This window comes from Streptomyces sp. NPDC059788, assembly GCF_042732265.1.
Taxonomy (GTDB): domain Bacteria; phylum Actinomycetota; class Actinomycetes; order Streptomycetales; family Streptomycetaceae; genus Streptomyces.
The window spans coordinates 13377-38155 of the sequence record NZ_JBHWHY010000046.1; the positions used below are offsets into that span (position 1 = coordinate 13377).

At 73.7% G+C, this 24779-nt stretch carries 21 protein-coding genes; 7 read left to right on the plus strand and 14 right to left on the minus strand.

From position 1 onward, the window contains the following. From ACFV57_RS32395 to ACFV57_RS32405, 3 genes are all read right to left on the minus strand, one after another. Positions 1–895: cellulose binding domain-containing protein (locus tag ACFV57_RS32395; protein WP_385239518.1), on the minus strand; the 895-nt coding region annotated here is incomplete at its 3' end. Positions 896–1099: 204 nt separating this feature from the next. After that, positions 1100–1786, minus strand: a complete 687-nt coding sequence (locus ACFV57_RS32400) for a response regulator (RefSeq protein WP_385239520.1) — start codon at positions 1784–1786, stop codon at positions 1100–1102. Then, on the minus strand, positions 1783–2967 hold the full coding sequence (locus tag ACFV57_RS32405; protein WP_385239639.1) for a sensor histidine kinase: 1185 nt from the start codon (positions 2965–2967) through the stop codon (positions 1783–1785). Before ACFV57_RS32405 ends, ACFV57_RS32400 begins: the two co-directional genes overlap by 4 nt. A 218-nt stretch (positions 2968–3185) precedes the next feature. Here ACFV57_RS32405 and ACFV57_RS32410 point away from each other — a divergent pair, with 218 nt between their 5' ends. Continuing rightward, a complete protein-coding gene (locus ACFV57_RS32410; RefSeq protein WP_385239522.1) occupies positions 3186–3872 on the plus strand; it encodes a hypothetical protein in 687 nt (228 codons plus the stop codon). A 6-nt stretch (positions 3873–3878) separates the two neighbouring features. On the opposite strand, the gene ACFV57_RS32415 is transcribed toward ACFV57_RS32410, so the two are convergent. Genes ACFV57_RS32415 through ACFV57_RS32425 form a run of 3 tightly spaced genes read right to left on the minus strand, consistent with a single transcriptional unit; the run spans position 3879 to position 6041 of the window. After that, on the minus strand, positions 3879–4451 hold the full coding sequence (locus ACFV57_RS32415; RefSeq protein ID WP_385239524.1) for a cob(I)yrinic acid a,c-diamide adenosyltransferase: 573 nt from the start codon (positions 4449–4451) through the stop codon (positions 3879–3881). 10 nt (positions 4452–4461) lie between these two features. Beyond that, entirely contained in the window at positions 4462–5217 is a 756-nt protein-coding gene (locus ACFV57_RS32420; protein WP_385239526.1) for an ABC transporter permease, read from the minus strand. A gap of 38 nt (positions 5218–5255) precedes the next feature. Next, positions 5256–6041 (minus strand): ABC transporter ATP-binding protein, encoded by a 786-nt coding sequence (locus ACFV57_RS32425; RefSeq protein WP_385239527.1) that lies wholly within the window; start codon positions 6039–6041, stop codon positions 5256–5258. A gap of 81 nt (positions 6042–6122) precedes the next feature. Here ACFV57_RS32425 and ACFV57_RS32430 point away from each other — a divergent pair, with 81 nt between their 5' ends. The 4 genes from ACFV57_RS32430 (at position 6123) to ACFV57_RS32445 (ending at position 11203) form a co-directional block, all read left to right on the plus strand. Then, a complete protein-coding gene (locus ACFV57_RS32430) occupies positions 6123–6764 on the plus strand; it encodes a TetR/AcrR family transcriptional regulator (RefSeq protein WP_385239529.1) in 642 nt (213 codons plus the stop codon). Between the two features lie 126 nt (positions 6765–6890). Further along, positions 6891–7739, plus strand: coding sequence for a 3-hydroxyacyl-CoA dehydrogenase family protein (locus ACFV57_RS32435; RefSeq protein ID WP_385239531.1), 849 nt, complete (start codon positions 6891–6893; stop codon positions 7737–7739). 263 nt (positions 7740–8002) lie between these two features. Next, positions 8003–8326 (plus strand): STAS domain-containing protein, encoded by a 324-nt coding sequence (locus ACFV57_RS32440; RefSeq protein WP_385239533.1) that lies wholly within the window; start codon positions 8003–8005, stop codon positions 8324–8326. A 333-nt stretch (positions 8327–8659) separates the two neighbouring features. Then, positions 8660–11203: a PT domain-containing protein gene (locus ACFV57_RS32445; protein WP_385239535.1), complete on the plus strand. Its 2544-nt coding sequence runs from the start codon at positions 8660–8662 to the stop codon at positions 11201–11203. Positions 11204–11420: 217 nt separating this feature from the next. Here ACFV57_RS32445 and nucS read toward each other — a convergent pair whose 3' ends face one another. Continuing rightward, the gene (gene nucS / locus ACFV57_RS32450; protein WP_385239537.1) at positions 11421–12083 is read right to left on the minus strand and encodes an endonuclease NucS; all 663 of its coding nucleotides are present in this window, start codon (positions 12081–12083) and stop codon (positions 11421–11423) included. 213 nt (positions 12084–12296) lie between these two features. Between nucS and ACFV57_RS32455 the strand changes: the two genes are divergently transcribed. Next, on the plus strand, positions 12297–12689 hold the full coding sequence (locus tag ACFV57_RS32455; protein WP_385239539.1) for an SCO5389 family protein: 393 nt from the start codon (positions 12297–12299) through the stop codon (positions 12687–12689). A 236-nt stretch (positions 12690–12925) separates the two neighbouring features. On the opposite strand, the gene ACFV57_RS32460 is transcribed toward ACFV57_RS32455, so the two are convergent. Continuing rightward, a complete protein-coding gene (locus ACFV57_RS32460; RefSeq protein WP_385239541.1) occupies positions 12926–13954 on the minus strand; it encodes an LLM class flavin-dependent oxidoreductase in 1029 nt (342 codons plus the stop codon). Between the two features lie 189 nt (positions 13955–14143). Between ACFV57_RS32460 and ACFV57_RS32465 the strand changes: the two genes are divergently transcribed. After that, complete coding sequence (locus ACFV57_RS32465) at positions 14144–14461, plus strand: ATP/GTP-binding protein (RefSeq protein WP_385239543.1); 318 nt, start codon at positions 14144–14146, stop codon at positions 14459–14461. Positions 14462–14511: 50 nt separating this feature from the next. Here ACFV57_RS32465 and ACFV57_RS32470 read toward each other — a convergent pair whose 3' ends face one another. The 6 genes from ACFV57_RS32470 to scy form a co-directional block, all read right to left on the minus strand. Then, positions 14512–15858, minus strand: a complete 1347-nt coding sequence (locus ACFV57_RS32470) for an ABC transporter permease (protein WP_385239545.1) — start codon at positions 15856–15858, stop codon at positions 14512–14514. Beyond that, complete coding sequence (locus ACFV57_RS32475) at positions 15855–17123, minus strand: ATP-binding cassette domain-containing protein (protein ID WP_385239547.1); 1269 nt, start codon at positions 17121–17123, stop codon at positions 15855–15857. The genes ACFV57_RS32470 and ACFV57_RS32475 overlap by 4 nt, the downstream gene beginning before the upstream one ends. A gap of 174 nt (positions 17124–17297) precedes the next feature. After that, entirely contained in the window at positions 17298–18071 is a 774-nt protein-coding gene (locus tag ACFV57_RS32480) for an ABC transporter permease (protein WP_385239549.1), read from the minus strand. A gap of 2 nt (positions 18072–18073) precedes the next feature. Continuing rightward, positions 18074–19129: an ABC transporter ATP-binding protein gene (locus tag ACFV57_RS32485; protein WP_385239551.1), complete on the minus strand. Its 1056-nt coding sequence runs from the start codon at positions 19127–19129 to the stop codon at positions 18074–18076. A gap of 257 nt (positions 19130–19386) precedes the next feature. Then, entirely contained in the window at positions 19387–20325 is a 939-nt protein-coding gene (locus ACFV57_RS32490) for a cellulose-binding protein (protein ID WP_031008063.1), read from the minus strand. 114 nt (positions 20326–20439) lie between these two features. Next, on the minus strand, positions 20440–24687 hold the full coding sequence (gene scy / locus ACFV57_RS32495) for a polarized growth protein Scy (protein ID WP_385239553.1): 4248 nt from the start codon (positions 24685–24687) through the stop codon (positions 20440–20442). Positions 24688–24779 lie beyond the last annotated feature (92 nt).

Consider the following 24779-nt stretch of genomic DNA (forward strand, 5'->3'; position numbering starts at 1 on the left):
TCAGGCCGCTGTCGGTGTAGGCGAGCTTCTCGACGGTGGCGACCTTGGTGCCGTCGCGGAGGATGTCGTAGTTCTTGACGCCCTTGTCGTCGGTGGCGGCGCTCCAGGTCAGGCGTACGGAGGTGTCGGTGATGTCGCTCGCCACCGGCTTGCCGGGCGCGGAGGGCGGGTTGTCACCGGGCTGTCCGCCGCCGGTGGTGCGCACGGTGGTGGCTTCGCTGGCCGGGCCGGTCTGGTCGGCGGTGTCGCGGGCGACCACGGTGTAGGTGTACGAAGTGTCCTTCGTCAGGCCGCTGTCGGTGTAGGCGAGCTTCTCGACGGTGGCGACCTTGGTGCCGTCGCGGAGGATGTCGTAGTTCTTGACGCCCTTGTCGTCGGTGGCCGCGGCCCAGGTCAGCCGCACGGACGTGTCGGTGACATCGCCCGCCACCGGCTTGCCGGGCGCGGACGGCGGGGTGTCGCCGGGCTGCGCCCCGTCACAGGAGCCGCCGTTGAGCTTGCAGCCGCTCACGTCGCCGCCGCCGGAGCCGGTGCCGATGAACCCGAAGCTGACCGAGGCGCCGGGGGCGATGGTGCCGTTCCAGCTGAGGTTCTTGGCGGTGTAGTGCCCGTTCGAGCCGCTGACCTGGGCGTCCCAGGCGGAGCCGACGGTGGTGCCGGAGGGGAAGTCCCACTCGACGGTCCAGCCGTTGATGGTCGTGGTGCCGGTGTTCTGCACCGTCCACTGCCCCTGGAAGCCGGTACCCCAGTCGGAGACCTTGGTGTACGCGGCGGTCGCCGACTCGGCGGCGTGTGCGGGGGTGGCGCCGGCCAGGCCGATGAGGGCGGCGACGGGCAGGAGGAGTGCGGTGAGGGCCGCGAGGGCTCTTCGTCGTGCGTGGGTGGTGCGTGTCAAGGTTCCGGGTGTCACGGATGCTCCCAGGTAAGGGGGTGGAGGTGGGGGAGAACCTGCGCCGCCCGGTGAGCGCTGTGGGGCGCGCTCACCGCAAAGATGTGAAGGGAGCGTAAAAAAGGTCCAGACCTGCGGTCAAGAGGTCTGGACCAAAGTGGTTGGCACCCTCCGCCGTGCCCCGCGGGACGGCGACACGAGTTACCCGGATCAGCCCCCGCTCACACCCAACTCCTGCGCCAAAACCGCCGCTTGCACCCGGCTGCGCAGCTCCAGCTTCCCCAGCAGGCGGCTGACGTGCGTCTTCACCGTGGCCTCCGCCATCTCCAGCCGGGCCGCGATATCGGCGTTCGACAGGCCCTGGCCCAGGCAGCCCAGCACCTCGCGCTCGCGGCGGGTCAGCACGTCCAGTACGGCCGGGTCCGGCGCCGAGGTGTCGGCGGGCCGCCGTACGGTACGCGGATTGGCGAACTCCGCGATCAGCCGCCGGGTCACGGCCGGGGCGATCAGCCCCTCCCCGGCGGCCACCGTGCGCACCGCGTCCAGCAGCGCAGCCGCCTCGCTGTCCTTGAGCAGGAAACCGGCGGCGCCCGCGCGGAGCGCCCCGAAGACGTACTCGTCCAGGTCGAAGGTGGTCAGCACCAGCACGTCGGCCAGCTCCTCGGCCACGATCGTCCGGGTGGCCGAGACGCCGTCCAGCCTGGGCATCTGGATGTCCATCAGGACCAGGTCGGGACGGAGTGCGCGGGCCAGCCGGATCGCCTCCTCTCCGTCCGCTGCCTCCCCGGCCACCTCGATGTCGGGGGCGGAGCGCAGGATCAGCACCAGTCCGGCCCGTACGGCGGACTGGTCCTCGGCGATCAAGACCCGGACCGGGCGGCCGGTCGCTGCTGTCATCGTTCCTCTTCCTCCTCGCGGACGGGCAGGGTGGCCCGTACCCGCCATACCTTGCCGCCGCGGCCGTCGTCCGCGCCGTCCTCGGGCCCGGCCTCGAAGCAGCCGCCGAGCAGCGCGATCCGCTCCCGCATACCGACCAGGCCCGCGCCGGAGCCGGGCGCGCGCGGGCCGGGCCGGTCACCGAAGGGGCTGGTGACGCGGACGGTGAGCGGGCCGCCGCGGCCGTGGTCGATACGGACCTCGACCTCGCCGGACGCGGCGTGCTTGAGGGCGTTGGTCAGGGACTCCTGCACGATGCGGTACGCGGCCAGCTCCACCGGCGCGGGCAGCCGCGCGCCCCCGCCGGCCGCCCGGGTGTCCTCCAGGGTGAACGTCAGCCCGCTGCTCGCCCCGTTGGCGCGGGCCTGCGCGAGGAGCGCGTCGAGCCCGTCCAGGGTCGGTGTGGCCTGGGCCTCCGCCGCCTCGCCGGGGGGCTTGGCGTCCCGCAGCAGCCCGATCAGGCGCCGCATCTCGGCCAGGCCCTGCACGCTGTTCTCACGGATGACGCCGAGCGCCTCCCGGGTGGCGCCGGGGTCGTCTATCGTCTGGGCGGCCGTGGAGTGGATCGCGATGGCCGACAGGTGGTTGGCGACCATGTCGTGCAGTTCGCGGGCCATCCGGGCGCGTTCGGCGACGATGGCCTGCGTACGGTCCATCTCGGCCAGCAGCGCGGTCTGTTCAGCCTCCAGCCGGGCGGCCCGGGCGGCGTTGCGGTGTTCGCGGATGATGATTCCGGTCCAGGCGGGACTGATGGTGATCACGCCGACGCCGACACCGAGCAGCAGGGCCTGCGGGTCGTGCAGGATCGCCACCGGGACGATGGTGGCGACGACGGTGAGCAGGACGCTGATGACCGGCACGCGCCGGGCGGTGGCCGGGGGCCCGTACAGCACCGCGGCGTAGACGATGTCGGTGAACATCACGATCGTGGCGATCAGCCCGCCGCTGCACACGTCCAGCGCGAGCGCGACGGTCGCCAGGCCCAGTGCCGCCCGCGGGGCGGTCCGGCGCAGCAGCTCGGTGGCGGACATGACGGCCAGCGACACCAGGCCGAGCCAAGGGGGCAGCCCCAGCAGCGGCCGGCCGCTGTGCAGTCCCAGCCCCCACAGCAGCAGCCCGCCGAGCAGCCCGCCGACCGCCATGCACACGTCGTGGCGGTGCGGGCGTCCCAGGGCGCCGAAGGGTCTCACGGTCACCCCTCCATCAAACACGGCAGTGCGGACCGCTGCCTCCACGCCCCGGCCGAACCCGCCGCGCCGCGCGCTACATCGAAAGATGCAGTACCGGATCATCGCGGGCGACGAGGTGACGGCCGGATCGAGGGGTGAGCCTGGAAGGGACAGGAAAGAAGGGGAGTCCCGTGATCGTCACACTGATCGTCGTCTGTGAGGTCGGCTTCTGGGTGCTGCTGGCCGGCGGGCTGGCCCTGCGCTACCTGGCGAAGATGCCGCGCGCCGGCGTCGCCGTCCTGCTGCTGGAACCGCTGCTGGAGCTGGTCCTGCTGGTCGCCACCGCCGTGGACCTGAAGAACGGCGCCGAGGCCGACTGGAAGCACGGGCTCGCCGCTGTCTACATCGGGTTCTCGGTCGCCCTGGGGCACCGCACGATCAAGTGGGTGGACGTCCGCTTCGCCCACCGCTTCGCGGGCGGCCCGCCGCCCGTCCCGGCGCCCAAGTACGGCCGGGAGCGCACGGTCTTCGAGTGGCAGTCGGCGGCCCGCTGGATTCTGGCCGCGCTCATCGCGATCGGGCTGCTGCAGATCGCGGCCTGGTACGTGGGCGACCCGGCCCAGACCTCCTCGCTGCGCGGCTGGCAGACCAAGATGCTCATCGTCATCGGCATCAACCTGGTCATCGCGGTGAGCTACACGCTCTGGCCGAAGCAGGCGCCGGAAGGGCACCTGCCCCCGGGCGGCGCGGGCGGCGCGGGCGGCCGGGCCCGCGACCTCGACCGTGACCACGGCCATGACCACGGCCATGACCACGGCCGTGACCACGCCGGGGCGGGCCAGGGCTCCGGCCGCCAGGACCCGCCCACGCCCTGGTGATCACGCCTACCGCTCGCCGCCCGGCACCCACAGCACATCGCCCAGCTCCTTGTTGGCCGTGCGGGCCAGGATGAACAGGAGGTCGGAGAGGCGGTTGAGGTAGGTGGCGGTGAGGTGGTTCATGGTGTCGCCGTGCATCTCCAGCGCCGCCCACGTGGAGCGCTCGGCGCGGCGTACCACCGTGCACGCCTGGTGCAGCAGCGCGGCGCCCGCCGTACCGCCGGGCAGGATGAAGCTGCGGAGCTTCTCCAGGCTCTCCAGGTAGTGGTCGCAGTCGGCCTCCAGCTTGTCGACGTAGGCCTGCTCGACGCGCAGCGGCGGGAATTCGGGGTTCTCCACCACCGGCGTCGACAGGTCCGCGCCCACGTCGAAGAGGTCGTTCTGCACCCGGACGAGCACCTTGACGACGTCCTCCGGCAGCGAGCCGAGCGCGACGGCCACACCGATCGCCGCGTTGGCCTCGTTGGCGTCCGCGTAGGCCGCGATCCGCGTGTCGGTCTTGGCGGTACGGCTCATGTCGCCGAGGGCCGTGGTGCCCTTGTCGCCGGTACGGGTGTAGATGCGCGTCAGATTGACCATACGGGCGAGCCTACGCCGCGGCCCTGCGGAAGGCGCGGGTGCACACGGCGGCGGCAAGCACGGCGAGCCCGGCCGCGACCAGCGCGCCGTACAGCAGGGGCGCCGCGGTGTAGTCGCCCACGTAGGCGGCGCGGACGCCGTCGACGAGGTAGCGCAGGGGCATGAAGCGCGAGAGCACGTCCAGCCACCCGGGGGCCAGGGCCATCGGCAGCATCAGCCCGGACAGCAGCATCGTGGGCATGGTGGCGGCGTTGACGACGGGCCCGAACTCCTGCGGCGCGGCGGCCTTCATGGCCAGCGTGTACGAGAACGAGGACAGCGCGACGGCCGTCACGGCGACGAAGGCGAATCCGATGAGGATGCCGCCCAGCGGGGCCCGCAGCCCCATCACCAGCGCCGCCAGCACCAGCAGCACCGACTGCGACGTGAGCAGCGCCGTGTCCCGCAGCACCCGCCCCAGCACCAGCGCGAGCCGGCTGACGGGCGTCACCCGCATCCGTTCCACCACGCCGTACTGCTTTTCGAGGATGAGGGCGAAGCCGCAGAACGACGCGCCGAAGAGCGCGAGTTGCAGCAGCAGGCCGGGCACCAGGACCTGCCAGGAGCTGCCCTCCGAGGCCAGCGGCATCCTGGTCAGCAGCGGGCCGAAGAAGAGCAGGTAGAGCAGGGGCATCAGGACGCCGAAGAGCATCTGCATCTTCGAGCGCAGGGTCAGCCGGGCGTAGCGCCCGAAGATCAGGGCGGTGTCGGACAGGACGGTGGACATACGGGGGCTCCTGGGGGGCCTGGCGGGAGGGGTGGCGGTCAGACGGCGACGGGAGTGGTGTCCGCGGGGGCGGGGCCGCGTCCGGTGATGGCCAGGAAGGCGTCCTGGAGGGACGCGTCCGGCGAACCGGCGTACTCGGACTTCAGCGCGCGCGGCGTGCCCTCGGCGGCCACCACGCCCTGGTCCACGACCACGAGCCGGTCGGCGAGCGCGTCCGCCTCGTCGAGGTAGTGGGTGGTCAGGAAGACGGTGGTGCCGAAGTCCGAGCGCAGCCGCCGGACCAGCTCCCACAGGCCGGCCCGGCTGCCGGGGTCGAGCCCGGTCGTCGGCTCGTCCAGGAAGAGCACCGCGGGCCGGTGCATCAGGCCCATCGCGATGTCCAGCCGCCGCCGCTGCCCGCCGGACAGCGCCGCGCACTTGCGGTCCAGCAGCCCGTCGGGCAGTCCGAGGCCGTGCGCCAGTTCCTCGGCGCGGGCCGTGGCCTGGGACTTCGTCAGGCGGTACAGGCGCCCCTGGGTCACCAGTTCCTCCCGTACCGAGATGTTCGGGTCGACGCCGCCGGACTGGGCGACGTAGCCGGTGTGGCGCCGCACCCCGGCCGGGTCGCGGACGAGGTCGCAGCCGGCCACGGTCGCGCTGCCGCCGGTGGGCGCGAGGAGGGTGGTGAGCATCCGCAGGGTGGTCGTCTTTCCGGCGCCGTTCGGGCCGAGCAGGCCGAGGATCTCGCCGCGCCCGGCGGTGAGGTCGATGCCGCGCACCGCTTCGACGGTGCCGCGGGCGGTGGTGAAGGTCCGGGCCAGCCCGGACGCGGTGATGACTGCCATGCCGGACAGAAAAACAGAGACGCTGAAATTTTGCAACGCCCCCAAAATTCAACGAGCACCAAGAAGACGTACGATGCGGACATGGCAGAGGGGCTCAGGGAGCGCAAGAAGCGGCAGACGCGCCAGCACATCTCGGACATGGCCACCGGCCTGTTCCTGGAGCGCGGCTTCGACGCGGTGACCATCGCGGAGATCGCCGAGGTCTGCGACGTCTCGGTCAACACCGTCTACAACTACTTCCCGGCCAAGGAAGACCTCTTCATGGACCGCAGCGCAGGGCTGGTCGACCGCCTCGCGCGCTACGTGCGCGGCCGGGACGCCGGGGAGTCGGCGGCCGCCGCCGTCCTGCGCGAACTGCGCGAGCAGGTGGAGGCCGTCTCGCCCGCCGTCGGGCTGGTCGAGGGCTACGACCGCTTCATGCGCGTCATCGAGGGCGCCGCCACCCTCAAGGCCCGCCTCTGGCACCTCCAGCAGGAACAGCTCACCCGCCTGGAGGAGACCCTGCGCCAGGAGGCCGGTGCGGCGGCCGACGACTGGCTGCCGCTCCTGGTGGCCGGTCAGCTCAACTGGGTGTACGCCACGCTCACGGCCCACATCGCCCGCGCGATGCTCGCCGGGCGCGCGCCCGACGAGGTGTCACGCGAGGCGCTCGTCCTGCTCGACGACCTGGAGGACGCGCTCAGCGGAAAGGTCCTCAACTATGCCGTGCGCGACGGCGGATGAGGCCGGGCGGTGTGATGTCCGTCATCTGAGACGTGACGCGCATCTCTAACCCTCCTATCGATCGCCGACGGACGCTAACGTCACTGCCGAGAGCCGTCGGATGTACAGCGTGTTAGGGGACAGCAAGTGGCAAAGAAGCTCGCCGTCATCGGGGCCGGACTCATGGGGTCCGGCATCGCGCAGGTCTCAGCCCAGGCGGGCTGGGAGGTCGTCCTCCGCGATGTGACGGAAGGCGCGCTGGCCCGCGGCAAGGGCGGCATCGAGGCCTCGTACGCGAAGTTCGTCAGCAAGGGCAAGCTGGCCGCCGAGGACGCCGAGCAGGCGCTGGGGCGGATCACCACCACGACCGACCTGGACGCGGCGGCCGAAGCGGACATCGTCGTCGAGGCCGTCTTCGAGCGGATCGACGTCAAGCGGGAGATCTTCCAGACTCTGGACAAGCTGGTCGGGGACGAGACGGTGCTCGCCTCGAACACCTCGGCCATCCCGATCACCAAGATCGCGGCGGCCACCGGGCGCCCCGAGCGGGTGGTGGGCACGCACTTCTTCTCGCCGGTGCCGATGATGCAGCTGTGCGAACTGGTGCGCGGCTACAAGACCAGCGACGAAACCCTCGCCACCGCCCGCGCGTTCGCCGAGTCGGTCGGCAAGACCTGCATCGTGGTCAACCGCGACGTGGCCGGCTTCGTGACCACCCGCCTCATCTCGGCGCTGGTCGTCGAGGCGGCGAAGCTGTACGAGTCCGGGGTGGCCAGCGCCGAGGACATCGACACCGCCTGCAAGCTGGGCTTCGGCCACGCCATGGGGCCGCTGGCCACCGCCGACCTGACCGGCGTGGACATCCTGCTGCACGCCACCGACAACATCTACACCGAGTCGCAGGACGAGAAGTTCGCGCCGCCGGAGATCATGCGGCGGATGGTCGATGCCGGCGATATCGGTCGCAAGAGTGGGCAAGGCTTCTACGAGCACTGATACCGCGTCGGACGGGCCCGGACCCCGCACCGCGCTGACGCCGCGTCAGGCGCCGCCCGCGGCCCCGCCGTGGGCGCGGCGGCCGGGCGCCGGCCGCCGGCGGCACACCCTGTGGTGGCCGGGGCGTCGGGCGCACGGGTCCGGCGCCGTCACCCTCCGGGGTGAATTCGGTATCGGTTCGCTTACAGGCGGCAACTTCGCCGCATGAGAGGCAGTCAGTTCTGTAGACGTAACGATCGAGCATTCATCACCGGGGAGCGCATATGCACATCAGGGGCGACCACGCCGAGCTGGTCGTCGGGGGCCGCCTCGACGTCCGCAGCGCGGCGGACGCCCGAACCGTCCTGCACACCGCCGTCGACTCCGGCCAGGGCGACCTCGTACTGGACCTGACCGGCCTGGACTCCTGGGACGCCACCGGCCTGGGCGTGATCATGGGCGCGCACCGCCGCGCCGGGCGGGCCAACCGCCGCCTCGTGCTGCGCGGCGTACCGCCGCAGATGCAGCGCCTCCTGGTCGCCACCCGCCTGCACCGCATCCTCGCCATCGAGGGCGGCATCGAGGCCGAGACGCTGCCGCGGGTCTGACGCCGCCCGGCGTGCGCGGGCGCGTGAGGGGCCCGCGCGAGGGCGCGTACGGGCAGCGCACGCGGCGCGTACCGGCACCACGCACAAGATCAAAGCCGCATACGCGAAGGATTCTCACAACACTGTGACGTTCCGGGCAGGAACGGACCCCGGCGCTTCGTAGATACTGGGCGAAGGTCTAAGGTTCGGTTTTCCGCCGTCCGGTACACGCACGGCGGGCACCGGACCAGAAGCGGCGGCCGGGGAGCACCCCGGTCGGAGGCTGGGGGAGTGCGGACGGCCGGGACGCAATCGGCCGGTCGGCACGCCAAGCGCATCTGGGGGCTTTTCACCATGGACCCGAACACCAACCGGGGACCTGAGGAGTACGGCGAGCAGGACGGCCCTGCCGCGACGCCCACGCCCTCCCACGGCGGCCCCGGGGCCGCCTCGGGCGGGCTCGCCCGCACCGTACAGCTCGTGTCGGGCCCCTATCTGCTCACCGTCAACCCGGTCGACGGCAGCGAGATCGAACCCTGCCCGCCCGGCGAGCAGCCCGCCGTACCCGGCAAGCACGGCCCCGAGGAGCGCGCCGAGCTGGCGCGCGCCGCCGCCCCGCCCGCCGTACCGGTCTCCGCGGGCCGCCAGGGCACGCTCCTGGAGCGCGCCGAGGAGTCCGACCGGCTGGTGCGGCTGCTGTCCCGCGGCAGATCCGTACGCGTCACCGGACCCTCCGGAGCGGGCCGTACGCGCCTGCTCGACACCGTCGCCACCGCCTGCGACGGCCTCGCCCCGGACGGCGTGGTGCGGCTCTCCGGATACCGCCGCACGCCCACCGACGTGATGTACGAGCTGTTCGCCGCCGTCCACCGGGCCCCGCTGCACCGCCCCGACCGCGGCGAGCTGCTGCGCCTGCTCGGCGAGATCGGCGCGATCGTCGTCCTGGACGACCTCGAATTCGGCGGCGCCGCGCTGGACGAGCTGCTCGGCGCCACCCCCGAGTGCGCCTTCCTGCTCGCCGCCACCCCGGACGTCGCGGCCCCCTCGCCCGGCTCCCACCTCGAAGAGGTCTTCCTCGGCGGCATCGGCCGCGACGCCTGCCGGGAGCTCCTGGAAGGCGTCGTCGGCCGGCCGCTGACCGACGAGGAGGCCGCGTGGGCCGCGGACCTCTGGTTCGAGTCCGAGGGGCTGCCGCTGCGCTTCGTCCAGGCCGGCGCGCTGCTGCGGCAGCGGTTGCGCACCGACCAGGACACCTTCGACGGATACGGCTCCGAGGACGCGCCCGGCGACGGCCGCGACGCGCCGCTGCCGACCGTCGCCGAGGCCGCGTCGCCCGCGCCGCTGATCGCCGCCGGGCTGAGCGAGGCGGCGCGCGAGACGCTGCGCTTCGCGGTCGCGCTGGGCGGCGAGCTGCCCCACCAGGCGCATCTGCCCGCGCTCGTCCAGGACACCCACGCGGACGCCGCCCTCGGCGAACTGCTGGACTGCGGCCTGATCACCCCGGCCGGCGCCCACTACCGGCTCGCGGCGACCGTGGCGGACCAGCTGACGGCCGCCGGGTACGACGACGGCGCCGGCGAGCGGGCCCTGACCGCCGCCCAGCACTACGCCTGGTGGGCCGGCCATCCCTCGGTGACGCCCGAGCGGGCCGCCGCCGAGTCCGACGCGATACTGGCCGCGATGGGCGTCCTGACCGGCAGCCGCGACGGCGGCCACCCCAGCGCCGCCGTCCTGCTCGCCCGTACGGCCGCCCCGGCCTTCGCCGCCGCCCTGCACTGGAGCGCCTGGGAGCGCAGCCTGCGGCACGGCGCGGAGGCCGCCCGGATCGCCGGGGAGGTGGCCGAGGAGGCGTACTTCCACCACGAGCTGGGCGTGCTCGCCCTGTGCACCGGCAATCTGGACCGGGCGCGCGCCGAGCTGGAGGCGTCGATAGGGCTGCGCGGCGTGCTCTCCGACCGGCGCGGCACGGTCGCGGGACGGCGGGCGCTGGCCCTGGTCGCCGACCGCTCCGGCACGTTCACCCCGCCCGCCGGCACGGCAGCGGCGGCCGGCGAGGAGGTCCCGGACGCGCGGACGGAGGAGTCCGCCTCGCCGCCCGGCGGGGTGCCCGCCGGGCTCGCGACGGGCCCGGCCGTCGACGCGACCGCGCCCACCGTGGTCACCCGCGGCGCCGTCGCGGGCAGCGCCTCGGCCGGTGCGGGCGGCCCGGGGACGGGCGGCGGCAAGGCCAAGGGCCGCAAGGCCATGGTGCTGGGCGCCCGGCGCAACCTGGTCGCGGCGGGCGCCGGCGCGCTGCTGATCGCCGTACTGGGCACCGTCGTCACCCTGGGCGCGGTGTCCGGGTCCGACGACGGCGTGGGCGAGAAGGTCAAGACCGAGCAGTCCGCCGAACCGGGCCGGGACGGCGACGGCCTGCCCGCCGATCAGCCGGGCACCGGCAGCACCCGCACCGGCCAGGGCAGCCGCCCCGGCACGGGCGGCCCCGGCTCGACGGCGCCGGGCACCCCGGGCACCAGCGGGCAGCCGGGCACCGGCACCGCCTCCCCGAGCGGCGGCGCGACGGACCCGACGACCCGCCCGACGGACGGCAGCCCGCGCCCGACCGACCCGACGACGCGTCCGACCGACCCGACCACCAGGCCCACCGACCCCAGCACGACCGCCAGGCCCACGGACAAGCCGACGGACAAACCGACGGACAAGCCCACCGACAAGCCGACGGACAAACCGACCGACAAGCCCACGGACAAGCCGACCAGCCAGGACCCGACGGGCACCTCCGGCAACCCGGCGCCCAGCAGCGCGGGCGGCACCGGCTCCGCGACCACCACGTCCTCCGGTGGCGGCACGACGGGCGGCACCACCGGCGGTACAAGCAGCGGTACGAACAGTCCCTGAGCGCAGCACGACGGCCCGGCACGCGGCCGTCCGCCACCATGGGCGGGCGTCCCCGTACCGGGCCGTCGTCATTCCTCCGAAGGGCCGTCCGGGCCCCGCGCGAAGCGGGCGGCACCCCGGCCCCGCGCGAAGCGGGCGGCACCCCGGCCCCGCGCGAAGCGGCACGCCGGCCTCGCGCCATGCGGCGCCCCCGCCCCGCCCGAAGCGGGCGCGGGCCTCAGAACAGCCGCAGCTTGTCGTCCTCGATGCCGCGCAGCGCGTTGTAGTCCAGCACGACGCAGCCGATGCCGCGGTCGGTCGCCAGCACCCGCGCCTGCGGCTTGATCTCCTGGGCCGCGAAGACGCCCTTGACCGGCGCCAAGCGCGGGTCGCGGTTGAGGAGTTCGAGGTAGCGGGTGAGCTGCTCGACACCGTCGATCTCGCCGCGCCGCTTGATCTCCACGGCGACCGTCCCGCCGTCCGCGTCCCGGCACAGGATGTCCACCGGCCCGATGGCGGTGGGGTATTCACGCCGAATGAGCGAGTAGCCCTCGCCGAGTGTCTCGATCCGGTCGGCCAGCAGCTCCTGGAGGTGCGCCTCCACCCCGTCCTTGATGAGGCCCGGGTCCACGCCCAGCTCGTGTGCCGAGTCGTGCATCACCTCTTCCAGGGTGATGATGAGCTTCTCGCCACCCTTGTTCTCCACCGTCCACACGCTGCCGTCGCCCTCCTTGAGGGTGCACGGCGGGGACATCCAGTTGAGGGGTTTGTAGGCCCGGTCGTCCGCGTGGATGGAGACCGAACCGTCCGCCTTCACGAGGATCAGGCGAGGGGCCGACGGGAGGTGGGCACTGAGCCGGCCCGCGTAGTCCACGGAGCAACGGGCAATGACGAGACGCATGGTGCGTCACGCTACTCGACCGACGGCCACGGACGCGATTCGCCCCTGAACCGCCCGGTCCACCGGTGGCCGGTTGTCTCTGCAATCTCCTGGTGCGGGCCGGGGGAGCGGCATACCGTTGAAGCGGGCGGTCGTGATACGGACACGCTCCGTCGCGAAACCCCGTCCCATTCCTGAGGCCCCGTCCCGGCGGGGCCGCGAGAGGAGAACCTCATGTCGCTCGACGTCTCACCGGCCCTCCTCGAACAGGCCGAGCGAGGCGAGGTCGACGAAGCGGAATTTGTCGACTGCGTCCGGACCTCCCTGCCCTACGCATGGGAGATGATCAGCTCGCTGGTGGCCCAGCTGAAGGTGGACGGCGGACAGTTCGCCGACAACCAGACGCCGCCGCCGGACGAGCAGGCGCGCGGTCAGTTGCTGCGAGCGCTGGCGAGTGACGCGATACGCGGGTCCTTGGAGCGCCACTTCGGTGTGCGGCTGGCATTCCAGAACTGCCACCGGGTCGCGGTCTTCCCGCTCGACCCGTCGGCGGACGGCAGGCTGGCCAAGTTCACCTCCGTCCGGGGCCAGCTGCTGAACCAGTCGCCCGAGCTGCGCGACTGCTGACCGGAGATGCTGCCGCTGCGCCCGCGCGACGCGCTGTCGTACGGCGCCGGTGCGCCGGCGGCAGCATCGGTCAACTCCTCGCCCGTCACGCAGAGTCGGCGCGGCGCGAACGGAGCCCTCCGGTCGCGGGGCCGCGGACCGGCACGATCGCGCCAGACGACGGCCGGCCGCGGCCGGTACCGCACACGGGCCGCCGACCGGCCGCGCCCGGACCCCGCCCCGGCCGCGGGCCCCGCTCAGCCGAGCCGCGGCAGCACCTCGGCGCCCAGCCGCCGGACGTTCTCCTCCGTGGCGGCCAGATCGCCGGAACCCTCCACGAGCAGCGCGAAGCGCCGGATGCCGGTCCGCTCGGCCGAGGCCGCCAGCCGGTCGGCGCACAGCTTCGGCGAGCCCACCGGATGGAGGTCGCAGAGCAGCTCCGTGTACGCCAGCGGGTCGCGCATGGCGCGGTAGCGGCCGTCGATCGTCTCGTGGGCCGCCAGCCCGCGCCGCAGCCAGCCGGGCATGGCCTTCGTGAGGACCTCGGCGGCGCCCTGGCGGGTGTCGGCGACCTGCACCACACCGGCCGAGACGTGCTCCGCCGCCGCGACCCGGGCCGGGTCCCGCCCGGCCGCCAGCGCGAGCCGGCGCCACAGCGCGACCATCTCCGCCTTCTCCTCGTCGCCGCAGTGCATCCCCAGCAGCATGGGCAGCCCGCGCTCGGCGGCCAGCCGCACCGATCCGGGCGAGGTGCACGCGAGCACGACGGGCGGGCCGGCCGGCATCTCCAGCGACTCGTCGGGCCGCGGCACGACGGCCACCTCCCGGAAGGAGTGACGTTCCCCCGCGGCGCCGACGCGCGGTTCGCGCAGCCAGCGCAGTAGCAGATCCAGCGATTCGGGGAAGTGCCGCTCGTAGGCGGCCAGCCCGGTGCCGAAGACCTCCAGGTCCACCCAGGGGCCGCCCCGGCCGACACCGAGGGTGAACCGGCCGCCGGAGGTCAGGTGCAGCAGCGCCGCCTGCTCACCGAGCGCGACCGGATGCTGGGTCGGCAGCACACTGACGGACGTGCCGACGCCGATCCGGCCCGTACGGCCGAGCAGCAGCGCCGCGAGCGTCGCCGCCGACGGACAGACCCCGTACGGCATGAAGTGGTGCTCCGCCAGCCAGACCGCGTCGAGCCCGGCCTCCTCGGCGACTTCCGCGGACCGCACCGCCCGGTGCAGCGCCTCCCCCTGCCCCTGGCCCGGAAACTGTGCGGCCAGAATGAAAGCCCCAACACGCATCGCTCTTCTGCCTCCTCGCAGCCGACGCGACATCCCCCTATCAGGCAACAACGGGTGACACGTGCCAAGGGCACGGCCTGCGGCGAAGTTTCCCGATGATCGCAGGATCGCGGCAGGCGACGGTCCCCCATGACGGAGCCGCGTAGGGTGGTGACGGCCCGTGACCCCGCAAGTTTCCCGAGGTGCCCAGTGTCTCCGCGTCGAAACCGCCCCCGCGGCGGTGAGAAGCCAGCCGACCACGCGGGCGGGGGCCGCTACGGTCTCGAACGTACCGAGGAGTGGCGCGGGGAGGAGTGGGTCGTACGGCACCTGGGGGGCGGCGGCGGGGCCAAGCACTACCGGTGCCCGGGGTGCGACCAGGAGATCCCGCCGGGGGTGCCGCACGTCGTCGCCTGGCCGCGGGAGGGCGACGTGGACGAGCGCAGACACTGGCACAAGGCGTGCTGGAACGCACGGGACCGCCGGAGCGCGCGGCTCCAGCGGTCCCGTAACGCGCCGAGGTACTGAGACCTCGCGCAAAAGTACGCGGCGCCCCTGATAGGGCTGACGCGGCTCTACTAGACGTCCCGCTTCTCCAGGGCCGCGTACGCGCCGCCGAGGACGACGGCGGTGACCGCCAGGAGGACGAGCAGCGGCTGCCAGCCGGACGGGCCGTCGGGCATGAACGGCTGGTCGTAGAGCGCGCCGAGGTTGTTCGGGACCGAGTACTCGATCAGCTTGGCCGCGAACGGGCGCAGGCTCTCCGAACCGATCATGAACACGGCCATCAGCATGGGCAGCAGGACCAGGCCCGTCATCGCGCTGATCGCGCCGGCCGAGTGCCGCAGCAGCGTGCCCGCCCCCAGGGCCAGCAGGCACAGCACGGCCACGAACAGGCCGGAGCCGACCGTGGCACGCAGCCACTGGTCGCCGGTCGGCGCCGGACCGTTGAGCATCCCGGCGTGCACCACCGCGACCAGCACGTTGGAGACCGTGGTGACGACGAACGTGAGCGTGAACAGGACGATCGCCTTGGCGGTCAGCACCCGGGCCCGGCTGGGGCAGGCCGTGAACGTCGTACGGATCATGCCGGTGCCGTACTCCGAGGAGATCACCAGTACGCCGAGGGGGATCACGCACAGCGTGCCGAGCAGCAGGCCGAACCAGGCGAAGCCGAGCACCGGCGCGACCTCCCGGTCCGGGCCCGCCAGCGCCAGCGACGTCAGCAGCCCGATGCCGACGTTCAGCAGGACCAGCACACCCAGCGTCCACATCGTGGAGCGCACCGAACGGATCTTCGTCCACTCGGAGGCCAGGGCGTGCCCGAGGTTCGTACGGCGTACCGGGATCGGCGAGACGTAGGCGGGGGCGGTGCCGCCGGGGCCGGCGGCCTGCCAGGCGGCCGGGATCTGCTGCTGCCGGGGCGGCTGCTGCGCCTGCTGCTGTGCGGGCTGGTGCGGCTGGTAGGGCGGCTGCTGCGGCGCGGGACCGGCGGGCGGCTGCTGGGCCTGGAGCGTCATCGTGCCCGCGTCCCTGGGCGCACCCTGCGGGGCGTGCGGGCCGCCGTGCGGCGCGGGCTGCCCCTGCGGCGCGGCCTGGGCCTGGAGCATCATCGTCCCGGCCTCCCTGCCGGGCGCGGCGGCGGGCGGCTGCTGGGCCTGGAGCATCATCGTCCCGGCCTCGCGCGCCGGCTGCGGCTGCGCCTGGGCCTGCTCGGCGGGCTGCTGCTGGGGCGGCTGCTGCGCCTGCTGCTCCGGCTGCGGGTGCGCGGCCAGCGGCCGGGGCTCCGGCTGCTCGGCGGGCGGCTGCACGGGCGGCTGTGCGGGCGGTTCCGGGGCCCCTGCCGGAGGCGTCGGGGCACCGGCGCCGGGGGCGTCGGTGTCGTGCGGCTCAGGCTGCGGCTGCGGCTGCTGAGGGCTGGTCATCGGGCGTCCTCGGTGTGCGGCGTGGAGATGTCGGCGGGGGCGGCGGGCGGCATCGGCGCCGGGGCACCGGCCTGCGGGCCCGGCTGCGGCTGCCCGTACGGGTTCGGCTGCCCGTACGGCGACTGACCGGCCACCGGCGGCGGGTAGCCCTGGCCCGGAGCCTGTGCGTACGGGTTCGGCTGCCCCTGGGCGCCCGGGTGGCCCTGCGGCTGCCCCGGGTGGCCGGGCTGTCCGTACGGGCCCGGCTGCGGCGCCTGGGGCGCGTACCCGTGCGGCGGCCGGCCCGGAACTCCGGGGCCCTGCGGCGCGTAGCCGGGCGTCTGCTGCTGGAGGCCTGCGCGCTGGTCGGTGGTCGAGCGGTAGTCCACGACGCTCTGCGTCAGCTGCATGTACGCCTCTTCCAGGGACGCCTGGTGCGGCGACAGCTCCCACAGGCGGATGTCCGCGTCGTGGGCGAGGTCGCTGATGCGCGGCAGCGGCAGCCCGGTGACGCGCAGCGCGCCGTCCTGCTCCGGTACGACCTGGGCACCCGCCTCGCCGAGCAGCGAGCCCAGCTTCTCGCGCAGCTGCGGCTCGGTGTCCGGGGTACGGACCCGGGCGAAGTCGGCGGAGTTGGCCGAGATGAACTCCTTGACCGGCATGTCCGCCAGCAGCTGGCCGCGGCCGATGACGATCAGGTGTTCGGCGGTCAGCGCCATCTCGCTCATCAGGTGCGAGGAGACGAAGACCGTACGGCCCTCGGCGGCCAGCTGCTTCATCAGGTTGCGGACCCACAGGATGCCCTCGGGGTCCAGGCCGTTGACGGGCTCGTCGAAGAGCAGCACCTGCGGGTCGCCGAGCAGCGCCGCCGCGATGCCCAGCCGCTGGCCCATGCCGAGCGAGAAGCCGTTGGAGCGCTTGCGGGCGACCTCCTGGAGGCCGACGACGCCGAGCACCTCGTCGACCCGGCGCGCCGGGATGCCGGAGAGCTGCGCGAGGGAGAGCAGGTGCTGGCGCGCGCTGCGGCCGCCGTGCACCGCCTTGGCGTCGAGCAGCGCGCCGACGTGCCGCGGGGCGTTGGGCACCTTGCGGAACGGGATGCCGCCGATCGTGACGCGCCCGGCCGTCGGGGTGTCCAGTCCCAGGATCATGCGCATCGTCGTCGACTTGCCGGAGCCGTTGGGCCCCAGGAAGCCGGTGACGGCGCCCGGCCGCACCTGGAACGACAGGTTGTGCACGGCCGTCTTGGCGCCGTAGCGCTTCGTCAGGCCGACTGCCTCGATCATTCTCCGCCCCTCGAAAGATGTTCGGGGCAGAGGCGCTCTCGTACCCCCGTGAGGGTTAGGAGGTTATCCGCAGGCTGACGGTTCCCGTCAAAACGCGGGCGCGAGGGGCGGCAGGGGCGCCGGCGGACCGGCCCGGGAGACCGGCACCGCGGCCCCGGCCGCACGCCTCGCGCCTCAGGCGTCGCGCCGCTTCAACAGGACGTATCCGCACAGCAGTACGGCCACCGTCCACGCGACCATGATGGCGAACCCGCCCCACGGCCCGTACGGCACCTCGCTGCCGGCCGGCGGCACCACCTGCATGATCTTCTGGCCCGCCTGGTCGGGGAGGTACCAGCCGATCTTCTTGGTGGCCGAGACGTTTCCCAGGATGCTGGAGATCAGGAAGAAGAACGGCATCAGGATGCCCAGCGACAGCATGGGGCTGCGCAGCATCGTGGCCACGCCCATCGAGAACACCGCGATCAGCGTCATGTACAGCCCGCCGCCCACCACGGCCCGCAGGACGCCCGGGTCGCCGAGGGACGCCGCGTGCGTGCCCAGCATCGCCTGCCCGACGAAGAAGGAGAGGAAGGCCGTCACGAAGGAGACGACGAGGGCGAGCACGGCGGCGACGGCGACCTTGCAGAAGAGGAAGGCGCCGCGCCGCGGTACGGCGGCGAGCGAGGTGAGGATCATCCCGGTGCTGTACTCGTTCGAGACCACCAGCACCCCGAAGACGATCATCGCGAGCTGGCCGAGGCCCATTCCGGCGAAGCTGACGTTCGTCGGGTCGAAGACGACCCGGTCGCGGGGGGACATGGTGCCGAAGTCGTTCGAGGCGAGCAGGCAGATCAGCGCGCCCAGCGCGACCGTGACGACCAGCGCGATGCCCAGCGTCCACACCGTGGAGCGCACCGACCGGATCTTCGTCCATTCCGACCTCAGGACCTGGGAGAGCGCCGCCATCGTCAGGACCTCCGCTTCGTGTTCCGCCAGTCGGCACCCCAGCCGCCGCCGGGCGGCGCGCCCGGGGCTCCCGTAGCGCCCGGTGCTCCCGTTGCGCCCGGGGGAGGCGGCGCGTCCGGCAGGCTCCCGTCCGGCGCCGCCTGCGGGCGCGGTTCCTGCGAATGCGCGTGGTATTCCACCGACCCTGCGGTCAGCTGCATGAACGCCTCCTCCAGGGACGCCTGCTGCGGGCTCAGTTCGTGCAGGACGAGCCGGTTGCGCGCGGCCAGCTCCCCGAGGTCGGCGGCGCCCGCCCCGTCGACCTCCACCGCGCCGCCGGCCGCCACCGCCGCGTATCCGGCGGCCCGGAGCACATCGAGCAGCCGCTCGTGTTCCGGCGACCGCATCCGTACGTACGAACGCGAGTTCTCCCGGATGAAGTCCGCCATCGAGGTGTCCGCCAGCAGCCGCCCCTGACCGATGACGATCAGGTGTTCGGCGGTCAGCGCCATCTCGCTCATCAGGTGCGAGGAGACGAAGACCGTGCGGCCCTGCGCCGCCAGACCCTTCATCAGGTTGCGGATCCAGTGGATGCCCTCGGGGTCGAGCCCGTTGACCGGCTCGTCGAACATGAGGATCTCGGGGTCGCCGAGCAGCGCCGCCGCGATGCCCAGGCGCTGGCCCATGCCCAGCGAGAAGCCTTTGGAGCGCTTCTTGGACACCGCGGTCAGGCCGACGGTGTCCAGCACCTCGTGGACGCGGGCGCGCGGGATGCCGTTGCTCTGCGCCAGGCACAGCAGGTGGCTGAAGGCACTCCGGCCGCCGTGCACGGCCTTGGCGTCCAGCAGGGCGCCGATGTGCTGCAGGGGATCGGGCAGCTGCCGGTAGTGGCGGCCGTCGATACGGACCCGTCCCGACGTCGGGTGGTCCAGGTCGAGCATCATCCGCATGGTCGTGGACTTGCCGGCGCCGTTGGGGCCGAGGAAGCCGGTGACGATCCCGGGCCGCACGGTGAAGGTCAGCCCGTCCACGGCGAGCTTGTCGCCGTACCGTTTGGTCAGCCCCTCGATCTCGATCATGTACAGCACGCTAAGCGGGGGCCGGTGGGCCCGCATCTCGGGCGAACCGGGCATCGCCCGCCGGGTCCGCCGGGAGCCGGGAAGCGGCTTGTACGACGGTCCGTACGACTGCTGAAAGCATTCCGCCCGCCCGGCCTGTCGAAGTCAGGCGGGGCGGGCGGGGCACGGCTGCTGTCGTGGAGCGCGGTACCGGCCGTCACGGAGACGGGCCGGGGGAGCCCGCCGGCCGCACCGGCGTCACCACGACGAACGGCGCCTCAGCGCGACTGCTGCGCCGGGACGCCGCGGGAGATGGGCTCCTCGTCCGCCGGGGTGCCGGCCGCGGCGACCGCCGCGCCGGTCAGCGTGGCGAGCATCTCGCGGACGTTCGTCAGCTGGGCGTTGATCGAGTCGCGGCGGTTGGTCAGCGCCGCCAGCTCCCGCTCGGACTCGCTGCGGATGCGGTCCGCCTTGGCGTTCGCGTCGGCCACGATGTCCTCGGCCTGGCGCTGCGCCGTCTCCACCGTCTGGCGGGCCCGGCGCTCCGCGTCCGTCCGCAGCTTCTCGGCCTCCAGCCGCAGCTGCTCGGCCCGGTGCTCGATCTCCGCGAGCCGCTTCTCGGCCTTGGCCTGGCGCGAGGCCAGGTCCCGCTCGGACTGCTCCCGGCGCTTGGCGAGATTCGTCTCGAAGTCCGCGGCGGCCTGCGCGGCCTTGGCGCGGGTCTCCTCGAAGAGGGAGTCCGCCTCCTCCCGCTTGGACTGCGCGTCCTTCTGCGCCTCGGCGCGCAGCGCGGTCGCCTCGCCCTGCGCCTTCTCGACGATCCGGGCGCCCTCGTCCTCGGCCTTCGCCTTGCGGTCCGTGGCGAACTGCTCGGCGTCGTTACGGACCTGCTGGGCGGCCGACTCGGCCAGCTCACGGTGCTGCTCGGCGGCCCGCCGGGCCTCCTCGCGCAGGTCCTTCGCCTCTTCCTCCGCCAGCCGGAGGATCTTCTCCACGCGCGCGCCGAGGCCCGCGTAGGACGGTTCGGCGTCATTGACCTGGGCCTGGGCGTTCTGCGTTTCGAGGTGCAGCTCCTCGATCCGCTTCTCCAGCGAGGTGATGCGGGCCAGGGCGCTGTCGCGGTCGGCGACCAGCTTGGAAATGCGGTCGTCCACCTGACCGCGGTCGTACCCACGCCGCACGAGCTCGAAGCCGTAGGGGGAGGAAGTGTCGCTCATGGGGTTCCTGTCGAAAGAGACCGGTGAGGTGATAAAGGGAATCCTAGGGGCCGCAACGGCGTGTCATCGAGTCATTGCGCGTTTGAAGTGGAGAATGGCCCCTCATTTGGGTGGCTACCCCTCAGACTGCTTGCCACTCGAACGAGTTGCGCCCGCTCCCGCGGCGGCCTTCGCCCCCTCCTTGCCACCACCGTTCGCCGGCGCCGCCTCGAAAGACTCCAACGCCTCCAGGACGTCCTGGACACGGGAGATCTCCGCGTTGATGTCCTTGCGGCGCCGCACGAGCACCTCCAGCTCGTGCTTGCCCTCCTCCACGATCCGCTCCGCCTCCGCGCGGGCCTCGGTGCGCAGCCGCTCCGACTCCCGTACGGCCGCGGCCTTCTTCTGCTCGGCCTCCTTGAGCAGCCCCTCCGCCTTCTTCACCGCGGCGATGCGCACCTTGCTCGCCTCGCTGCTGGCGTCCGACACCATCCGCTTGGCCTTCTCCTCGGCCTCCGCCTGCTGCTGCGTGGCCTGCGCGATCAGCTTGTCGACGCGCTCCCCGGCGTTCTTCATCGTCTCCGAGGACTCGCGGCGGGCCCGGTCGTGCAGCTCCTCGACCTCGCCCTCGATACGGGTCCGCAGCTCCTCCGCGCGGTCCCTTATCGCGGTGGCGTCCCCGCGGGCCTCGCTCAGCAGCACGTCCGCGTCCGTACGGGACTTCTCGACCATCGCGTTGCCCTCGGCGGTGGCCTCCTGGACGATCCGGTCGGCCTCCTTGCGGGCCGCGCCCACCATCCGGTCGGCCTGCTCCTCGGCGGCGGTCGCCGACTTCAGCGCCTCCTCCTGGGCCTTGGCGACCAGCTGGTCGGCCTGCTCCGCGGCGTCCGCGCGGCGCTGCGCCGCGTCCTTGCGCGCCGCGTCGACGGTCTGCTCCGACTCCTCCAGCGCCTCGGTGCGCAGCCGGTCGGCCTCCGCCTCCGCGTCCTCCTTGATCCGCTCGGACTCGGCACGCGTACGGGTGGCGTGCTCCTGCGCCGAGGTGACGGTGTCCGCCGCCTCCGCCCGCAGCCGGTCCGCCTCCGCGGTGGCCTCGGCGATCATCCGGTCGGCCTGCTCGCGGGCGTCCGCCCGGGTGCGGTCGGCGTCCCGCTCGGCGGCCGCGGTGGTCTCCGCGGCGTCCGCGCGCAGCCGCTCGGCCTCGCTGCCGGCCTCGGACATCAGCTGGTCGGCCTGCTCGGCGGCGTCCGAACGGGTCTTGTTCGCCGCCTCGCGCGCCTCGTCGCCGGTCCGCTCGGCCTCCCGGCGCGCGGTCTCCAGCGCCTCGGCGGCCTCGGCCCGCAGCCGCTCCGCCTCGCCGGTCGCCTCCGCGACCAGCTCCGCCGCCCGCTGCTCGCCCTCGGCCCGCAGCCGCTCGGCGGCCTCCTGGCCCTCGCGGACCGTGCGGTCCGCGTCGTCCTGCGCCGAAGAGGTCAGCTCGGTCGCCTCGGTGACGATCCGTTCGGCCTCCGCGCGGGCCTCGGTGACGAGCCGGTCCACCTGTTCGGCGGCGTCCGAACGCATCCGGTTGGCGTCGTTGCGGGCCTCCGCGCGGGCCCGGTTGGCGTCCTGCTCGGCCGAGGCCAGCGCGTCGGACGCGTCCGTGCGCAGCTGCTGCGCCTTGGCGGAGGCGTCCGAGACCAGCTTGTCGGCCTGCGTGGTGGCCTCCGCGAGGAGGCTGTCGGCCTGCTCGGCGGCGTCCGTACGGGCCTTGTTGGCCGCCTCGCGCGCCTCGTCGAGCGTGCTGTCGGCCTCCGCGCGCAGCCGGTCGGCCTCCGCGATGGCCTCCGCGACCGTGCGGTCGGCCAGCGCCTTGGCGGCCTCGGCCTCCTCCTGCGCCTCGCGCCGGGTGCGGCCCGCGTCCTCGGCGGCGCGCTCGCGCTCCGCGTACGCGTCGGCCCGTACCCGGTCGGCCTCCTCCTGCGCCTCGGTGCGCGTACGGTCCGCGGAGTGCTCGGCCGCCGAACGCAGCCCGGCGATCTCCTCCTCGGCCTGCTCGTGCAGCCCCGCGACCGCGTCCCGCACCTGCTGGGCGGTCTGCTCGGCCGTCGCGACCAGCTCGGCGGCCCGCCGGTCCGCCTCCTCGACCAGCCGCTCCGCCTCCTCCTGCGCCTCGGCGACCCGCGTACGGGCCGAGGCGAGCAGTTCCTCGCTCTGCTCGTGCGCGGCCGTGCGCTCCTGGTGGGCCTCCTCGCGGGCCTCGCCGAGCAGCTGCTCGGCCTCCCGGCGGCGGCGGGCCGCCTCCTCCTGGGCCGCGGCCAGCTCCTCGGCGGCCTCGGTGCCCGTACGCTCCGCGGCGGCCGCGGCCTCCGCGCGCACCCGGTCCGCGGTCTCCTGCGCCTCGGCCTTCAGGCGCTCCGCCTCGGCGGCGGCGTCACTGCGCAGCCGTACGGCGACGGACTCGCCCTCGGCGCGCGCGGCGGACGCGTCGGTCGCCGCCTCCGAACGCAGCCGCTCGGCCTCGTCCTCGGCCTGCTGCTGGAGCACCCGCAGCCGCTCCGCCGACTCCGCCTTGAGCTTGGCGGCCTCCTCCTGCGCCTCCCGGCGCAGCTTCTCGGCCTCGCCGCGGGCGTCGTGCAGCGACTCCTCGGCCGCGGCGACCTTCTCCGCCGCGTCCGCGTGCAGCCGGTCCAGTTCCTGCTGCGCCTCGTCCCGGCGCTCCGCGGCGGCCTCCTCGGCCTCCGTACGCAGCTGCCGCGCGGCCTCCTCGGCCTCCGACTTCAGCGCGGCGGCGGCCTCCTCGCCCTCGCCGCGCAGCTCCTCGGCCTCCGCGCGGGCGCGCTCCAGCGCCTCTTCGGCCTGCTTGCGCAGGGCCGTGGCCCGCTCGATGGCCTCGGTCCGTACCCGCTCGCTCTCCGCGCTCGCGCCCGAACGCGTCTCCTCGGCGTCGGACTTCGCCTCGGCCAGCAGCTCCTCGGCGGTGGCGGCCGCCTCCTCGATCTGCTGGACCGCCTCGCGCCGCGCCTCGGCCCGGATGCGGTCGCCCTCGTCGACCGCCTCGGACCGCAGCTGCTCGGCCTCGCCCCGCAGCCGGCGCGCCTCCTCCTGCAGCTCGACGGTCTTGGCGCGGTACTCCTTCGTGTCGTCCTTGGCGGCGCCCTTGAGCTGCTCGGCGGTGTCGTGCGCCTCGCCGCGCAGCCGGTCCGCCTCGGCCTCGGCCTCCCGGCGGACCCGCTCGGCCTCCTCGGCGGCGGCCTTCGTGGTGGCCTTGGCGTCCTCGGACGCCTTGGTCAGCACCTCCTCGGCGCTGCGCGCGGCCTTCGCCAGCTGCGCGGCGGAGTCCTCCGCAGCCTTGGACCTGGCGGTCTCCTGCGCCTCGGCGACCAGCCGCTCCGTCTCCGTACGGGCGTCCGCGCGCAGCTGCTCGGCCTCCGCCTTGAGGGCGTCGGCCTCCTTCGTGGCCTCGGCGACCAGCCGGGCGATCTCCGCCTTGGCCGTCCGCAGCCGCTGCTCCTGGTCCGACTCGGCGGCCGACAGGCGCTTGGCGGCGCTCTCCTGCGCCTCGGAGACCAGCTTCTCCGCCTCGGCGCGGGCCTCGCGCAGCGCGCGGTCGGCCTCCTGCAGCCGGGTCTCGGCGGTCTTCGTCAGCTCCGCGGCCTGCCGCCGCGCCTCCTCGGACTCCGTGCCGACGCTGGTCCGCAGCTGCTCGGCCTGGTCGGTCGCCTCCTGCGCCTGGCTGGAGGCGGCGTTCAGCAGCCGCTCGGCGTCCGTACGGGCCCGGCGCAGGATCGCGTCCGCCTCGGTACGGGCCTGCTCGGCCTCGCTGCCCAGCCGGGCGCGGGTCTGGTCGGCCAGCCGCTGTGCCTCGGCGCGGGCGGCGGTCAGCGCCTGCTCGGCCTCGGCCCGCGACTCGTCCATGAGACGGCGCGCCTGCGACTCCGTACGGGCGCGCAGCTGCTCCGCCCAGGCCACGTTCTCGTTGACGTGCGACTCGACGGTCTGGCGGCGCTCGTTGAGCTCCTCGTCCAGCCGGCGGCGCCGTTCGACGGCCTCCGCGTGCAGGTCGGACTCCATGCGCGCCTGGCGCTCGGCCTGCTCCTGGAGCAGCCGCTGCGTCTGGGCACGCGCCTCGCGCACCTCGCGCTCGGCGTCCGTACGCAACTGGTCGGCCTGGATCTGGGCGTTGCGCAGCAGCTGCTCGGCCTGATGGCTGACGTTGTCGTAAGCGGGGCGGGCCGCGATCGTGCGCCGCGCCTCGTGGAGCTTGGCTCGCAACACCTCGACCTGGTAACCGAGGTCGTCGGCGTGCTGGACCGCCTTGTCCCGCTCCGTCTTCAGCCGCTCCATCTCGGCCTCGAACTGCGAGAGGTGGTCGTCAGCCTCGTAGCGGTCGTTGCCCCGCACTGCGCGGTCCCATCCGTCCCCTGGTCATGGTGGCGGCCGGCTCCCATCTGCTCGTCCGCAGCCCGAAATGCCTCGTGCCGGGCGCGTACTGG

Coding starts and splice junctions, on each gene's coding strand:
- nucS (WP_385239537.1), bottom strand. CDS start 12,083: ATGCGTCTCGTCATTGCCCGTTGCTCCGTGGACTACGCGGGCCGGCTC.
- ACFV57_RS32475 (WP_385239547.1), bottom strand. CDS start 17,123: ATGATCGAGGCAGTCGGCCTGACGAAGCGCTACGGCGCCAAGACGGCC.
- ACFV57_RS32425 (WP_385239527.1), bottom strand. CDS start 6,041: ATGGCAGTCATCACCGCGTCCGGGCTGGCCCGGACCTTCACCACCGCC.
- ACFV57_RS32460 (WP_385239541.1), bottom strand. CDS start 13,954: ATGCGTGTTGGGGCTTTCATTCTGGCCGCACAGTTTCCGGGCCAGGGG.
- ACFV57_RS32445 (WP_385239535.1), top strand. CDS start 8,660: ATGGACCCGAACACCAACCGGGGACCTGAGGAGTACGGCGAGCAGGAC.
- ACFV57_RS32455 (WP_385239539.1), top strand. CDS start 12,297: ATGTCGCTCGACGTCTCACCGGCCCTCCTCGAACAGGCCGAGCGAGGC.
- ACFV57_RS32490 (WP_031008063.1), bottom strand. CDS start 20,325: ATGAGCGACACTTCCTCCCCCTACGGCTTCGAGCTCGTGCGGCGTGGG.
- ACFV57_RS32485 (WP_385239551.1), bottom strand. CDS start 19,129: ATGATCGAGATCGAGGGGCTGACCAAACGGTACGGCGACAAGCTCGCC.
- ACFV57_RS32420 (WP_385239526.1), bottom strand. CDS start 5,217: ATGTCCACCGTCCTGTCCGACACCGCCCTGATCTTCGGGCGCTACGCC.
- ACFV57_RS32405 (WP_385239639.1), bottom strand. CDS start 2,967: ATGGCGGTCGGCGGGCTGCTCGGCGGGCTGCTGCTGTGGGGGCTGGGA.
- ACFV57_RS32400 (WP_385239520.1), bottom strand. CDS start 1,786: ATGACAGCAGCGACCGGCCGCCCGGTCCGGGTCTTGATCGCCGAGGAC.
- ACFV57_RS32415 (WP_385239524.1), bottom strand. CDS start 4,451: ATGGTCAATCTGACGCGCATCTACACCCGTACCGGCGACAAGGGCACC.
- ACFV57_RS32470 (WP_385239545.1), bottom strand. CDS start 15,858: ATGACCAGCCCTCAGCAGCCGCAGCCGCAGCCTGAGCCGCACGACACC.
- ACFV57_RS32440 (WP_385239533.1), top strand. CDS start 8,003: ATGCACATCAGGGGCGACCACGCCGAGCTGGTCGTCGGGGGCCGCCTC.
- ACFV57_RS32430 (WP_385239529.1), top strand. CDS start 6,123: ATGGCAGAGGGGCTCAGGGAGCGCAAGAAGCGGCAGACGCGCCAGCAC.
- ACFV57_RS32480 (WP_385239549.1), bottom strand. CDS start 18,071: ATGGCGGCGCTCTCCCAGGTCCTGAGGTCGGAATGGACGAAGATCCGG.